15 protein-coding genes are annotated in these 14,766 nt (G+C 36.1%); 11 read left to right on the top strand and 4 right to left on the bottom strand.

Features of this window, described 5'->3' with window-relative positions:
• The first annotated feature begins 112 nt into the window (after positions 1 to 112).
• The 5 genes from BK137_RS09695 (at position 113) to rbsK (ending at position 4,135) form a co-directional block, all read left to right on the top strand.
• Positions 113 to 712: an ECF transporter S component gene (locus BK137_RS09695; protein WP_038180462.1), complete on the top strand. Its 600-nt coding sequence runs from the start codon at positions 113 to 115 to the stop codon at positions 710 to 712.
• A gap of 107 nt (positions 713 to 819) precedes the next feature.
• Positions 820 to 1,563 (top strand): energy-coupling factor transporter transmembrane component T, encoded by a 744-nt coding sequence (locus BK137_RS09700; RefSeq protein ID WP_038180459.1) that lies wholly within the window; start codon positions 820 to 822, stop codon positions 1,561 to 1,563.
• On the top strand, positions 1,560 to 2,420 hold the full coding sequence (locus tag BK137_RS09705) for an energy-coupling factor ABC transporter ATP-binding protein (protein WP_038180454.1): 861 nt from the start codon (positions 1,560 to 1,562) through the stop codon (positions 2,418 to 2,420). The genes BK137_RS09700 and BK137_RS09705 overlap by 4 nt, the downstream gene beginning before the upstream one ends.
• Positions 2,413 to 3,225 (top strand): energy-coupling factor ABC transporter ATP-binding protein, encoded by an 813-nt coding sequence (locus tag BK137_RS09710; RefSeq protein WP_038180451.1) that lies wholly within the window; start codon positions 2,413 to 2,415, stop codon positions 3,223 to 3,225. The genes BK137_RS09705 and BK137_RS09710 overlap by 8 nt, the downstream gene beginning before the upstream one ends.
• Positions 3,226 to 3,238: 13 nt before the next feature.
• Complete coding sequence (gene rbsK, locus BK137_RS09715) at positions 3,239 to 4,135, top strand: ribokinase (RefSeq protein ID WP_038180448.1); 897 nt, start codon at positions 3,239 to 3,241, stop codon at positions 4,133 to 4,135.
• Positions 4,136 to 4,220: 85 nt separating this feature from the next.
• Here rbsK and BK137_RS09720 read toward each other — a convergent pair whose 3' ends face one another.
• The 3 genes from BK137_RS09720 to BK137_RS09730 all read right to left on the bottom strand — a co-directional run bounded on the left by BK137_RS09720 (position 4,221) and on the right by BK137_RS09730 (position 6,682).
• Positions 4,221 to 4,469, bottom strand: a complete 249-nt coding sequence (locus tag BK137_RS09720; protein ID WP_038180446.1) for a hypothetical protein — start codon at positions 4,467 to 4,469, stop codon at positions 4,221 to 4,223.
• Between the two features lie 48 nt (positions 4,470 to 4,517).
• Positions 4,518 to 5,807 carry an Nramp family divalent metal transporter gene (locus BK137_RS09725; RefSeq protein WP_038180443.1) on the bottom strand — a complete coding sequence of 430 codons (1,290 nt, stop codon included), beginning with the start codon at positions 5,805 to 5,807 and terminating at the stop codon, positions 4,518 to 4,520.
• 164 nt (positions 5,808 to 5,971) lie between these two features.
• Positions 5,972 to 6,682 (bottom strand): Fe-S oxidoreductase, encoded by a 711-nt coding sequence (locus tag BK137_RS09730; protein WP_038180440.1) that lies wholly within the window; start codon positions 6,680 to 6,682, stop codon positions 5,972 to 5,974.
• Between the two features lie 1,019 nt (positions 6,683 to 7,701).
• Here BK137_RS09730 and BK137_RS09735 point away from each other — a divergent pair.
• Genes BK137_RS09735 through tatC form a run of 4 tightly spaced genes read left to right on the top strand, consistent with a single transcriptional unit; the run spans position 7,702 to position 11,290 of the window.
• Positions 7,702 to 8,442, top strand: coding sequence for a gluconate 2-dehydrogenase subunit 3 family protein (locus BK137_RS09735; protein ID WP_038180437.1), 741 nt, complete (start codon positions 7,702 to 7,704; stop codon positions 8,440 to 8,442).
• Positions 8,443 to 8,459: 17 nt separating this feature from the next.
• A complete protein-coding gene (locus BK137_RS09740) occupies positions 8,460 to 10,172 on the top strand; it encodes a GMC family oxidoreductase (protein ID WP_038180436.1) in 1,713 nt (570 codons plus the stop codon).
• Positions 10,173 to 10,192: 20 nt separating this feature from the next.
• Positions 10,193 to 10,396, top strand: a complete 204-nt coding sequence (gene tatA, locus BK137_RS09745) for a twin-arginine translocase TatA/TatE family subunit (protein ID WP_038180429.1) — start codon at positions 10,193 to 10,195, stop codon at positions 10,394 to 10,396.
• A 15-nt stretch (positions 10,397 to 10,411) separates the two neighbouring features.
• On the top strand, positions 10,412 to 11,290 hold the full coding sequence (gene tatC, locus BK137_RS09750; RefSeq protein ID WP_038180427.1) for a twin-arginine translocase subunit TatC: 879 nt from the start codon (positions 10,412 to 10,414) through the stop codon (positions 11,288 to 11,290).
• 141 nt (positions 11,291 to 11,431) lie between these two features.
• Here the strand turns inward: tatC and BK137_RS09755 are convergent, their stop codons facing one another.
• On the bottom strand, positions 11,432 to 12,013 hold the full coding sequence (locus BK137_RS09755) for a TetR/AcrR family transcriptional regulator (RefSeq protein ID WP_038180425.1): 582 nt from the start codon (positions 12,011 to 12,013) through the stop codon (positions 11,432 to 11,434).
• A gap of 275 nt (positions 12,014 to 12,288) precedes the next feature.
• Here BK137_RS09755 and BK137_RS09760 point away from each other — a divergent pair, with 275 nt between their 5' ends.
• Positions 12,289 to 13,548 carry an MFS transporter gene (locus BK137_RS09760; RefSeq protein WP_038180424.1) on the top strand — a complete coding sequence of 420 codons (1,260 nt, stop codon included), beginning with the start codon at positions 12,289 to 12,291 and terminating at the stop codon, positions 13,546 to 13,548.
• 100 nt (positions 13,549 to 13,648) lie between these two features.
• The gene (locus tag BK137_RS09765; RefSeq protein WP_038180422.1) at positions 13,649 to 14,725 is read left to right on the top strand and encodes an LLM class flavin-dependent oxidoreductase; all 1,077 of its coding nucleotides are present in this window, start codon (positions 13,649 to 13,651) and stop codon (positions 14,723 to 14,725) included.
• Positions 14,726 to 14,766: the final 41 nt, after the last annotated feature.

A 14,766-nucleotide genomic window follows, 5' to 3' on the forward strand; every position in this document is an offset into this window, starting at 1 on the left:
AGAATTATAGAGGGAGTTGACTTCTATGTGAAAACAATATGATAGGTATATGGAGATGCACTTATTGAACAGTTACTTTGAGGTAGAAAAATAGCCGAAGGAGGAAGATGAGATGAAACGTAGCTTTAAAGACGATTTTAATATGTTAGCAATGCTTTTAATTCCAATAGGTGTTGCGGTTAATCTAGTAGGGTTCCAGGTTGCTAATGTATTAAAATTACCTATCTTTTTAGATACCATTGGCACAATTTTAATCGGTGTAGTGGCAGGGCCTTGGGTAGCGCTTTTAGCAGGACTTATTACAAATTTAATTAATGCTATTTTTAATCCTATTTATTTACCGTATGCGTTAACATCTATAGCAATAGGGATTGGTGCAGGTTATTTATCTAAGTTTGGTATGTTCAAACAAATTGGTAAAGTGATTATTTCAGGTATTATTATCACATTTATTGCTGTCATTGTATCTGCACCAATAACCGTTTTAGTTTTTGGTGGCGCTACAGGTAATACATCAGCAATTATTACGGCGACATTTTTAGCAGCAGGCCAAGAGTTATGGACTGCAGTATTCTCTTCTTCATTTATTACAGAAGTAGCTGATAAAGTAGTCTCAGTATTAATTGTATACTTCATTGTTAAAAGTATGTCAGATCGTTATTTATCCAAAATGAATTATGGGGAACTTTATATGAAACGTAAACAACGTTAATACTACTAAGCTCTTTCTATTTTCGTTGTCGGTTTATCAATGGAAAGGAAGGGGCTTTTTTCTCTATGATTTAGATTTTAAGACATATTTTTAAGGAGATGCCAATAATGAAACTAAATCCAATATTAAAATTGCATCCATTGACAAAATTGTATTTTACTTTATTTGTAACAATCTCAGTTATTATCATACCTAGTTATATATTTGCATTTACTTGGTTTCCTATACTACTTGTGATAGCTATTATTGCGGGAGTAGGAAAACAATATTTAGACATTGTTGTGAAAGCATTAGTGTTTTTACTGGGAATCGTTTTTATAATGCAACTTTTTTTCTATCCAGGAGACCAAGTTATAGGTGAATGGTGGATATTTGAGATAACTAAAGAAGGGTTACAGTACGGACTCGTACTAACTTCACGTGTGTTAGCAATGGGTTCAGCTTTCATACTTTTTTTCAGGATTACAGAAATACGTGATTTCGTAAAAGCGCTGGAGGATTTGGGTATGCCACCCATGGGTGCGTATATTGTATTATCAACGCTACAAATAATTCCTGAAATGAAACGCCAAGCAAATACTATTATGGAAGCGCAAAAGACTCGAGGAGTGGAAACGGAAGGATCACTTTTGATACGTGCAAAGGCATTTATACCAATATTAACGCCTCTAATTTTATCTTCTATTGCAAGTACGGAGGAACGTGCTATCACGCTTGAATCACGTGCATTTTCTGCGCCTACTAAAAAAACGAGCCTACATAAGTTAAAGAATAGTAGCTCTGATAGGACAATACCAATTGTATTACTTATTTTGATGATTAGTCTTATTGTTTGGAGGTTTTTCTTATGAAAAATATCATTGAAATAAAAAATATGTCGTATCGTTACCCTGTTAGCGATGATTTTTGTTTGAAAAATATTACATTTTCAATTCAAAAAGGAGCATTTACAGCCATTGTTGGAAATAATGGAGCTGGAAAAACAACGCTGTGCAATGCGATACGTGGTTTTGTTCCACATTTTTATAAAGGTGAATTAGCAGGAGAAGTTATTGTAGATGGCAAGCAAATTGTAGATTATCAACTTGGACAACTAGGTGGAAAGATTGGCTATGTATTTCAAAATCCTTTCAGTCAAATTTCTGGTGTAAAAGATTCTGTTTTTGATGAGGTTGCATATGGTTTAGAAAACTTAGGTGTACCAGTAGAAGAAATAATACAAAGAGTTGAAGATGTATTAAAACTAGTGAACATTGAACATTTAAGAGAAAAAAATCCATTTGAATTATCTGGAGGACAAAGGCAACGTGTTGCGTTAGCCGCCATTATTGTAATGGATCCAGACATTTTGGTAATCGATGAACCGACATCTCAGTTAGATCCCATTGGTACTGAAGACATTTTTAATGTTATTCGTATCATGAAAGAACGAGGTAAAACGGTATTACTTGTAGAGCACAAAATGGATTTAATTGCAGAGTATGCCGATAATATATTAGTACTCCATGAAGGATCACTTGTTATGCAGGGACCTGTAAGAGAGGTTTTTTCAGATTCCAAGTATTCAACATATAATATTCAATACCCATACGTTACTGAAGTGGCTTTAAATCTTAAAGAGATGGGTGTTCCATTAAAATTTATCCCTATTCAAAATGAAGAACTACCGAAATCTTTAGAGATAGAGTGGGAGGAAAATAATGACTAATATAAAAATAAGTAATGTAAGTTATTCATATCCAGATGGAACTCTAGCTTTAGAAGATTTTTATTTGTCTATATTAAGTGGAGAGCGTATTGCTATTATTGGACAAAACGGTGCAGGGAAAACAACAGCTGTAAAATTAATGAATGGATTATTAAAGCCAACTAAAGGAAATGTTTTAGTCGACGATATGGATACAAATGAATACAAAACAGCGCAAATTTCTAGAAAAGTAGGTTATGTTTTTCAAAATCCTGATGATCAAATTTTTCATAATAACATAGAATCAGAAGTACGTTTTGGACCTAAAAATATGGGCTTTCCTGAAGAGAAAGTAGACAAACTAACGGATTGGGCAATGGATTTATGCGGTGTGAAAAAATTTAATGATGAGAATCCATATAATTTACCTTATTCTGTCCGCAAGTTTGTAACAATTGCATCTGTTTTAGCAATGGATTCGGATGTTATTATTTTAGATGAACCCACTGCAGGCCAAGATAAGGTTGGTTTAGAACGTTTGGTACACATTTTAGAAGTACTTGAAGAAAAGGGAAAAACGGTTATTACAATTACACATGATATGGAGTTTGTAAGTGAATATTTTGATAGAATTGTTGTTATGGCGAATCGTAAAATAGTTGTAGACGATAATGTAAATCAAATTTTTTATAACCCTGATGTTCTAGAAATGAGTATGTTAAAGCCTCCTGCCGTAACAAAAATGGCTAAATTATTATCCTTATCGGATGGTATAACTACGCAGGCCCAGCTTCTAGCTGCCATTTCCGAAAAAGTTAAGCCATAAAGGAGCAAGTTAAATGAAGACTAAAAAAATAATAGTAGCAGGTAGTATTAATATTGACCTTGTATATGAAGTACCTCATATAGTAAAAGAAGGTGAAACAATTCACAGTACGAAACATGATCTGTATTTTGGGGGGAAAGGAGCTAACCAGGCAGTTACTGCAGGGCAGCTAGGTGCAGACGTCCAATTTATCGGGAGTGTTGGAGCCGATGACCATGGCATTCGTGCGAAAGAGAATATGGAGAGAAAAGGTGTTAAAACTGAAGCGATTTCTTCTCAAGGCGCAACAGGCCAAGCAATCATTCAGCTTTCTGATGTTGGTGAAAATTCGATTGTTCTATTCCCAGGAGCCAATTTCCTTGTAACACCTGAGCAGATCCAAGAATCAGAAGCTGCTTTTAAAACAAGTGATATATTGCTATTACAGTTGGAGATACCTATTGAAGCAGTAGAAAAGGCTGCAGAGCTTGCATATGCAAATGGGGCGAAAATCATCTTAAATCCAGCACCTGCACGAAATATTCCAGATTCACTGTTACAGAAAGTATCAATATTAACACCTAATGAAACAGAACTTGAATTGTTAACAGGAATTTCAGCAGATTCGGAAGAAAACTTGCAAAAGGCATGTTCTATAATGATAGGAAAAGGAGTACAAGCAGTAGTCGTAACGCTTGGAAGTAAAGGTGCGTTTTATATGACTTCCGAAGAAAGTGGATTCATAGCAGCTGAAATGGCAAAAGCAGTGGATACAACAGGAGCAGGGGATTCTTTTAACGGAGCTTTAGCGGTTGCATTATGTCATGGAGATTTGCTTACAGATGCTATTGCATACGCTTCAAAAGTAGCGGCATTTGTAGTTACTGAAATGGGTGCTCAACCAGATATCCCAAGTACTTTATGTAGATAATTAATTTTAAAGATAAAAGCCTTACCTAAAGTATAGATAAATACTTTAAGTAAGGCTTTTTAATACTTTAATAAAATATTCGATCTTACGTTTCTATATCCTCTTTCGAGCGTGCGTATCTCCGTTTAGTAGAAGAGGTTGATTTTGTTCCATGATGATTGTCTTCATCCTTCACTTTATCATTCAATTCTTCAACAGGAATGGCGTCAACTGTTTGCATATCTTCATGCAAATCGAACAAGCTAATGGAATCTGTATCGACAACATCAGGATTATCTAGATAGGGCAAATCAGTGAAAATCTTTTTATCAGCTGGAATTTCAGGTCTCTCCATTTAGTCACACTCCCTTGTATATAGAAGTGTGCTCGAACTTGTTTATGATTATGCACCGAATGCCATTTGATAAAGTAAATATAAATTTAAGGAAATTACGATTGCAGCAACTATCCAGCCAACAATTGTAGTAATTTTATAATTTACAAGCTCGCCCATGATTCTTCTATTACTTGTAAAGATGATAAGGGGAACGAGTGCAAATGCGATACCAAATGATAATATGACTTGGCTTAATACCAATGCATAAGTTGCATTAACACCAAATGCAATAATAGCAAGAGGAGGCAACATCGTAATTGCTCGTCGTAAATAAATTGGGATTTTTCTTCGTATAAACCCTTGCATTACGATATCTCCAGCCATCGTACCAACTGAAGAACTTGCTAGACCAGCAATCAATAATCCGAGTCCAAAAGAAATACCAGCCATCGGTCCTATATATTGTGTTAAACCTTCAAATGCCACATCTAAATCTTCAACAGCAATACCTTTGTTAAAGAACACGGCAGCTGCAACAATTAACATACTCATATTAATTGCTCCTGCAATTATCATAGCAATGACAATATCAATTAATTCAAAATGGAAAATTTTTCGTTTTTCTTCATTGGTACGGCCAATAACACGACTTTGTGTTAATGAAGAATGTAAATAAATTGCATGAGGCATTACAGTTGCTCCTAAAATACCTGTTGCAAGTAAGATGGAATCTACACCCTCAAATCGTGGTGTGAAAATACCTGAAATGACACCACCCACATCTGGCTTCGCCATAAATGTTTGAAAGGCAAATGCTGCAACGACTATTAAAACCATTCCAGATATGCCTGCTTCAAATGCACGATATCCACGACGTTGTAATTCTAATATAGCAAATGAACCGGCTGCTGTAATAAGTGCTGCAGGTAACATAGGAATACCGAATATTAAATATAACCCTAGAGCAGCGCCTATAAATTCGGCTAAATCGGTTGCCATAATGACTAGTTCAGCTTGTATCCATAAAAATATTGATGTTTTTTTAGAAAAGTTTTCACGAGCAACTTCCGGTAAGTTTTTTCCTGTAGCAATCCCTAATTTTGCAGAAAGAGATTGGATGAGGACGGCCATTAAGTTTGAAACTGCGATTACCCATAATAGTAAATAGCCATATTCAGAGCCGGCAGTGATATTTGTTGCAAAATTTCCTGGATCTATATAAGCGACAGCAGCGATAAAGGCTGGACCAAGGAAAGGTAAAATGCGTCTGAAGCCTTTCACATCGCCTCTTAATACATCCTCTGCTCTAGGTGCTTCGAAGCGTTTGTAGACATTTTTCTCTCTAGTCTTCGTCATAGTTTCCCACACTCCCAAAAATGTTGTATGAACAATAAAGTTTCCCGGAGGAAACTTTAAGTGTTTAAATTATAATCCTCAATTTGGAAATTGTAAAGAAAAATTTACGATTATCCGAATAAAAAAATCATTAAATTTTCAGTCTTCTTATAGATGGGGAAAACTTACTTTAAAGGGCAGAAGCCACATTGTAACCATCCTGGTACGTCTTTTGAGAAACAACATGTTTTACGAACAGGGATATTGACTAATTTAGATGGATGTTGACCACCAGTATACTTTGCAAATTGAGAGCGCTTTAAGAACTTAGACCATACTTTATCATCCTCTAAAATGTCTAAATCAATACGTGCCTGATCTTCAGTTGCAGGATTAGACAGTAGGGTATGGAAATGCCATAACATATAGCCGAAAATGTTTTCCCACAGCATTAATGGAGAAACAGATGTAATTTTTCGTAATTGCTGAATAATTTCCTGACACTGTGTGAGCAAAATATGTGCAATTACTTCTTCGCGTTCTGAATCATCAACAATGCGCCAATCGTTTTCTTTAATAAAAATGCAAAGCGCTGTTCTCCCAAATTCTTCACGTGCTCCAAAATGGATTGAAGAAACATCGCTATCCCAAACTTCGTCATATGTACTAAGCATGTAAAACTGCATAGCGATGAACATGCCATAGCGTTTTGTGAAATATGAAATCGCAGTAGTTTCTGATGTTACACCACTTATGGCATACATAAGATTCATAAAATCAGGAAGAAATGAATCGTCTTGCAATTGATCTAGCCGGAAGAGAACTGTTGATGGCTCGTCCGTATATACGCTGTATGCATTTAGTTGTTGTCTTTGATCCTTTGATAAAGTACCCATTTAATCACCCCTTACAAACTACTATACAATAAAATTTTAAAGACCTATTGGATAAATATTTAGACTTTCGTAGAAAAAGAAAGTAAAAAAATCTAGAGAATAAAATATAAGTGAATTTTCTATAAAATGCTTGACTATTTATATGATAATGATTATCATTATCATATAAAGAAAAACCTCCTTTACAACATAGCAAGTAGAGAAGGACTTTAATTAGCTACTTTTCTCCAAAATTTAGCTAAACAATACAATGTGTTCTTAAACCCCCCTCAAAAGTTTAAGAATATATCGATAAAACTGGAACGGTAAGCCTTTAATGGCTTACCGTTTTTTGTTTTTCTTAACACTTTCGTATAGAAAAGTAGAAAGTAATTAAGAGTGAGAAATGATTTCTAAAATGAAATTAAAACCTCCTTTAACAAGCTAATAATCATTCCGAAAGATTTTTCTGAAAAGTAAAAAACAGTAATTATTATAGGTGTTTTGAGATGTTATTAATATGAAAAATACACTATAAAATTATATTGAAATACTTTTATTCAAAATAAATATATTGATTATTGTAATGATTATGAATTTTGATAAACGAAAGTTTCGGTGTATGAATTATTTTTACTGTATATCTTCATTTTTCCATATTAATTCCTAATTAATGAAAATAAATAAAATATACCAATTTAAAAAAGTCTATAAACCTATAATAAAGCCCTTATAATGTAAAATTTATGATTAATAAGTTCTGTTGTTCTTCTGAAGTGAGATGATTAGAATTGAATATGTGACATTTTTCGAAACTTTTTTATTAAGACATTTTTGTGAACTTATCGATTTCTCTCCAAACAGATGGTTTCTTAATAATCTGTTTGAAGAATAATCGACAACTGTTTTTACATAACGTATTTTATTAATTAAGTTAGGAAAATATTATTTTCAAAAAGTAGTCTTGGGGTAACGGTTGCTTTTTTATGAGTACTTAATGACAAATTTAGTACGAATAAAGTATTAAGGGAGGTTCCTATATGAGTAAGAAAGATTTATCAAGACGTGATTTCTTAAAAACAACAGGTATTGCAACTGGAACATTAGTAGGTGGCGGCTTAATTGGTGGATTAATCGGATTTGGTTCGAACAAGAATAATTCATCAAACAGCGATAAAAACGCATCTAAAGATCAGGCTGCAAATACGAACAGTAAAGGTAAAATGTTCTTTACTACTGATAAAGAATTCGAAATTTTATCAAATGCAACAGAACGTATTTTCCCTAAAGATGACTTAGGTGCAGGTGCGATTGATCTTGGTGTTCCATATTTTATCGATCATCAATTAGCAGGTAACTATGGCAGTAACTCTAGAGAGTATATGCAAGGACCTTTCTATGCTGGTGAAGCTACTCAAGGTTACCAATCACGTTTAACAAGAGCAGAGATATTCAAACAAGGTGTTGGTAAACTTGAAGCGGAAGCTCAAAAACGCTTTAAAAATGGATTCTCATCACTTGATGATAAGCAAATGGATGAAATTCTAACTGCTTTCCAAAAAGGTGAAGTAGCAATGTCTGGAGTAACTTCTGCATTTTTCTTTACATTACTGCGTTCAGCAACAATTGAAGGAGCATATGCTGATCCAATGTACGGCGGTAACTTGAACATGGAAGGATGGAAAATGAAAGGCTTCCCAGGTCACCAAATGTCATATATCAATGTAATTGAAGAAGATAAATTCCAAAAAATTGCACCTAAACCATTAGGTCAACATTAATACAGGAGGTTAGAAAAATGACTAAAACTATGCCCAAAGTAGACGTTGTAACAGTAGGGGTAGGTTGGACAGGCGGTATCGTCGCAGCTGAAAGCGCGAAAGCCGGTTTGAAAGTCGTAGGTTTGGAACGTGGTGCTAAACGTGGAACAGAAGATTTCATGAACGTACATGATGAATATCGTTACGCAATACGTTATGAATTAATGCAAAACCTATCAAAAGAAACTGTAACTTTCCGTAATAATCGTAAACAAAGAGCACTACCAATGCGCCAATTAGGTTCATTTTTATTAGGTGAAGGTCTTGGTGGTTCTGGTACTCACTGGAACGGTCAAACATATCGTTTCTTGCCATATGACTTTGAAATGAAGACAATGACTGAAAAAAAATATGGTAAAGACAAATTAGGCTCAGATTATTTAATCCAAAACTGGGGAATGACTTATGATGAGTTAGAACCTTATTTTGATAAGTATGAAAAAACAGCTGGTATATCAGGTGAAGATAAAAACCCATTCTGGGGTAAACGTTCAAGCGAATATCCAACACCTCCAATGAAGAAAACCCCACTACTGCAAAAATTCGAGAAAGCAGCTGATAAATTAGGCTACCATCCATACATGGTTCCTTCTGCAAACTTATCAGAAGCTTATAAAAACCCAGATGGCGAACAAATTAATGCTTGTCAATACTGTGGCTTCTGTGAACGTTTTGGTTGTGAATACGGTGCAAAAGCTTCTCCAGAAGTAACAGTTATCCCAACTGCTAAAAAGACTGGTAACTATGAAGTGCGTTGTAATTCAAACGTTATCGAAGTATTAACAAAAGGTGGAAAAGCTACTGGCGTTAAATATATTGATACAATTTCTGGTGAAGAATTTATCCAACCAGCTGATGTAGTTGTTTTAACAAGCTTCATGATGAACAACGCAAAATTACTAATGGTATCTAACATAGGTGAAATGTATGACCCTGCAACTGGTAAAGGTACACTCGGTCGTAACTATTGCTATCAAATCATGCCAGGTGCAACAGGTTTCTTCGATGAACAATTCAATACATTTATGGGTGCAGGTGCTCTTGGTATGTGTATCGATGACTTTAATGGTGATAGCTTTGACCATAGTGATTTAGACTTTATCCATGGTGCTAACATTGCACTTATGCAATTAGGTAACCGTCCAATTGGTAATAACCCAGTACCATCTGATACACCAACATGGGGAGCAGAGTTTAAAAAACAATCTATTATGAACTACACGCGTTCATTAAGTCTTGGCGGTCAAGGTGCATCTATTCCACATAAGGAAAACTTCTTAACTTTAGATAGTACTTATAAAGATGCATATGGACAACCACTATTACAATTAAACTATGATTTCACTAAACAAGATATTGCTTTACACAAATTTATCTCTGATAAATCAGCAGGTATTTTAAAAGAAATGGGCGCTAAAAAGGTTGAAGCACGTGCTCCAATCGATCACTACAACATCGTACCTTACCAATCTACACATAACACAGGTGGTACGGTTATGAGTTTAACTCCTGAAGAAGGTGTTGTTAATAAATACTTACAACATTGGGATTGTGAAAATCTATTTGCAGTAGGTGCAGGTAGCTTCTCTAATAACAGTGGTTACAACCCAACTGCTACAGTAGGTGCGCTAGCTTACCGCTGTGCAGAAGGTGTCATTAAATACAGCAAAAAAGGCGGCTCTTTAGTCTAATTATAAAGGAGGAATAAAGCATGGGATTTAGTTCAATAGGTGTACCAGGATTAATTATTATTTTAGTTATCGTTTTAATCGTATTCGGTCCAAAAAAATTACCTGAAATCGGTTCAGCAGTAGGGAAAACTTTTGCAGAGTTCAAAAAGTCTACTAAAGGCTTAATGGATGACGATGAAGATGTTAAAAAAGAAAAAACAACAACTGATAAAAAAGAAATTTAAGTAGAGGGTGTTCGTATGGATCCGTATGAAGAAAATGGAAAAAAGGTACTTAGCCCTTTGGATTTAATCAGTTCGGATGAAAATGAAACTCCAGAAACAACAGAAGATGCTTCTGTTGAAAATCGAGAGCCATCTCCTACTCCACCAGAGGAAAATGAGGAGGAAAAAGGAAGTTTGGTTAACGAATCTCTTGTTGCTCATTTAGCTGACTTACGAAAACAAATCATAAAAGGTGTTACTATTTTTGTCATATTCTTCATCATTGTATTTGCTACGGTGAATAAATGGCTTCCGTATGTAACACGTGGACATGATTTAGTCATTTTAGGTCCGTTAGAAGTGGTTAAATTCTATATGTCTGTTTCTACCACAATTGCACTTGGTCTTTCACTACCATTCTTAATGCATTTTATTTGGCAGTTTGTTAAACCAGGATTAAAAGAAAATGAAAGCCGCTTTTTAGGATTATATTCTCCTGTAATGTTGTTACTATTTTTAGTAGGGGTTTCATTTGGTTATTTCATTATTAACCCGCTTAGCTATCAATTTCTTATTGGTATAGGTGAATCAAACTTTAATGTGATGATATCAGCTAGTGAATATATTCACTATCTCATCATGACGACTGTTCCAATAGGTTTACTATTTGAACTGCCGATTATAGCTATGTTTTTATCAACGATTGGTATTTTGACTGCATATACAATGAAAAGTATTAGAAAATGGTCATATGTATTTATGGCAGTATTTTCTGCACTTATTACACCACCAGATTTTATGAGTCAATTACTTGTTCTCATACCGATGATTTTACTTTATGAAATCAGCATTCATTTAGTAAAAAGAATCGAAGATAAAAAAGCTCTAAAAGCCAGTTTAGAGAATGTAGATTAATGATAGTCTATTTGTCTGAGTATTAAAAAGTCCTCTATGAAATAATTGCAAATTGCAGTTATTATCATAGAGGACTTTTTTTATTGAATAAATTATTAATAGCATTAAATTAAAACAATTCCGTAGTTGAATATACAATCATCACTTAAGTAATGTGAGCGTCGCTGCTATTGCATTGTCGACAAATGAACGTTGTGGGCGAGATTTCAACATAACTGTTAGACCGATTAACGCTACAATCAGTGCCTGTGCCAAAGGCTTTGCATCTGTGTTGGCTTCCAGCTCACCTGATTGGATTCCCCGCTCGATCGTCTCCTGAAAAATGACGGCTAGATACATTTGATGTTCTCTGGTTAAGATTTCAAATTTCTCATCATGAGGTGCTAGTTCAACCATTGTATTGATACAAAAACAACCTTTACTAAGATCTTCTGCGTATTCTTCAATGACGACATCTGCAAAGAAAATAGAAAATGCCTCTTTTACAGAGGAGTGACTTTGAAGCCTAGTTCGTATATCAGAGGCCCGAGACATTGTATATCTGCGAAGTGCGGCTTCAAATAATTCTTTCTTATCTCCAAAAGTCGAATAAATACTAGGGCGTTGAATACCCATTCTAGAAGTAAGATCACTTAATGAGGTAGCCTCATATCCCTTCTCCCAAAATAACTGCATTGCTGCATCTAAAACTTGATCCTCATCAAATTCACGGGTTCTTGCCATTAAGAATTCACCTCTTCAAGCTTTGATTTTATTAATTGCTTAGGATGTATGTGTAGGTAATTACAATTGCTATTTTCAATACCAATCAGTATGTAATTATTATATTATTAGCCATTCAACATGTCAAACCACTCCCCATTTATTTAATGTAATATTAACTTTAATGCAAATAAGTTGTTGACATAATGAATGTGGTTAAGATATATTTACCAGTAATTATATTGTACCGAACGGTATGTTATAATCAAAAATCCAATATGATTGGGGGTTAAGGTGTGTGCGAAACAGAGACGAATCTAGAAAATGATCCACTCTACACCAAGATAAGTGATAAATATTCCATAACGAAACCTAATTTGAATCAACAGCCATCAATGTCTCGCGCGTTGGCATTATTGTTTGCGATTGCCTGTGGAATGTCTGTTGCCAATATTTATTTTGCACAGCCGTTGCTTGATCAACTATCTAATGAGTTTGGTATTGACCATTCCATTATTGGTGTCGTTATTACCATCACACAGATTTTTTATGGATTGGGCTTACTACTACTCGTACCGCTTGGAGATTTACTAAACCAGCGACGTCTAATTGTCGGCCAGATGCTATTATCTATAACAGCTCTGGTTATAGTTGGTACTGCCTTCTCTAGCATGGTACTTTTCGCAGGTATGGCTTTGGTGGGTCTGCTTGCAGTTGTGACACAGACTCTCATGGCGTTTGCAGCGACCATCGCTTCCCCTATAGAACGAGGTCGTGTCGTTGGCATTGTAACAAGTGGGATAGTCATTGGCATACTTCTCGCACGGACTTTTGCTGGTATATTAACAGATCTTGCGGGTTGGCGTTCCGTATATCTAGTTTCTGCTGCGCTCATGCTTTTGATGGTTTGTATGTTTTTAAAGTTGTTGCCCAATGTTGAGCGCGAGGTAAAATCACTATCCTATTCTCAGTTGATTAGATCGGTGCTTGTTTTGTTTATTCAAGAACGAACATTACGCGTTCGCTCCGTTCTAGCCATGCTGATTTTTGCTGATTTCAGTATTTTATGGACTTCACTAGTCCTGCCACTAAGCACACCTCCATTTGCTCTATCTCATAGTGCAATTGGTGCATTCGGTCTTGTAGGTGTGGCTGGAGCATTGGCTGCGGCACGAGCAGGGAAATTGGCCGATCAAGGTTACGGACAACGAACGACAGGTATTGCTTTAGCTTTATTATTGATTTCATGGTTGTTCATCAGTTATATAGAGCAGTCATTAATCGCATTAGTGATAGGTATAGTTCTACTTGATTTGGCCGTACAGGCAATACATGTTACAAATCAAACCATGATCCTTCCATTGCGTACAGAAGCACGGAGTCGACTTACTGCTGGGTATATGGTGTTTTATTCTATCGGCAGTGCTGGTGGTTCCATTGCTTCGACTCAAATATACGCACACTTTGGCTGGGGAGGGGTTTCCTTACTCGGAGCCTCTGTCAGTGCTTTCGCTCTTCTTTTTTGGGCTATGACCAGCCGAGTTAAGACTTCATGAAATAAACATGTGTTAGCCAATATGAATAACACATTACTACCATAAAGGAAATGACTAATTTTTTAGGCTTAAAATCTAATTAAACTAGGAGAGATAACAAATGGAAATAGGTATTACGTCTTTTGTAGAAACGAAACCAGATGTTCATAGTGGCGAAGTGATAAGTCACGCACAGCGATTGCGTGAAGTTGTCGAAGAAATCGTTCTTGCTGATCAAGTAGGACTTGATGTGTTTGGCGTTGGTGAGCACCATAGGAAGGATTATGCAGCATCCTCTCCAGCGATGGTTCTGTCAGCGGCGGCACCACAAACGGAAAAGATACGGCTCACGAGTGCAGTAACCGTGCTTTCTTCAGCAGATCCTGTGCGCGTTTTTCAGGATTTTTCTACACTGGATGGCATTTCAAATGGACGCGCAGAGATTATGGCGGGTCGTGGTTCCTTTATTGAATCCTTTCCATTGTTTGGCTATAACTTGAATGACTATGATGAACTGTTTGAAGAACATTTGGAATTACTGCTCAAAATACGTCAGTCCGAAAAAGTGACTTGGGAAGGCGGACATCGACCAGCAATCAATAATTTAGGTGTGTATCCAAGACCTGTTCAAAATTCTCTACCGATTTGGGTTGGTAGCGGTGGAAATGAGGAGTCTGCTATCCGTGCCGGTCTTCTGGGATTACCACTTATGCTGGCGATTATTGGTGGTAGCCCAATGCAATTTGCACGAATCGTAAAGCTATATAAGAAAGCGGCGGCTCACGCTGGTCATGATGTATCAAAACTTCAGGTGGGATCTCATTCGATAGGATTTGTTGGAGAGAATACGGAATTGGCAGCAGATACATTTTTCCCATCCACTCAGGCAGGCATGAATAAACTTGGCAAAGAGCGGGGCTGGCCTTATTATGATCGTTCCAGCTTTGATGCTGCACGCAGTTTTGAAGGGGCATTGTATGTTGGTGATCCAGATACAGTCGCCGAAAAAATCATCCATCTTCGTAAGCATGTAGGGATTACACGCTTTATGATGTATGTTCCGTTAAGTACAATGCCACATAATCAAGTCATGCGTGCCATAGAATTGCTTGGAACAGAAGTTGCCCCTCGTGTACGGGAGGAAATTGCCAAATGGGAAGCTGAAGGAGAACAGGAGACACATCCAGTCCGTGAATAATTCAATAAGGAATGATTGAAGTCTCATTATCTAACTGGAGG

It is taken from the genome of Viridibacillus arenosi, assembly GCF_001955655.1.
In the GTDB taxonomy this organism is placed as follows: Bacteria; Bacillota; Bacilli; order Bacillales_A; family Planococcaceae; genus Viridibacillus; species Viridibacillus arenosi.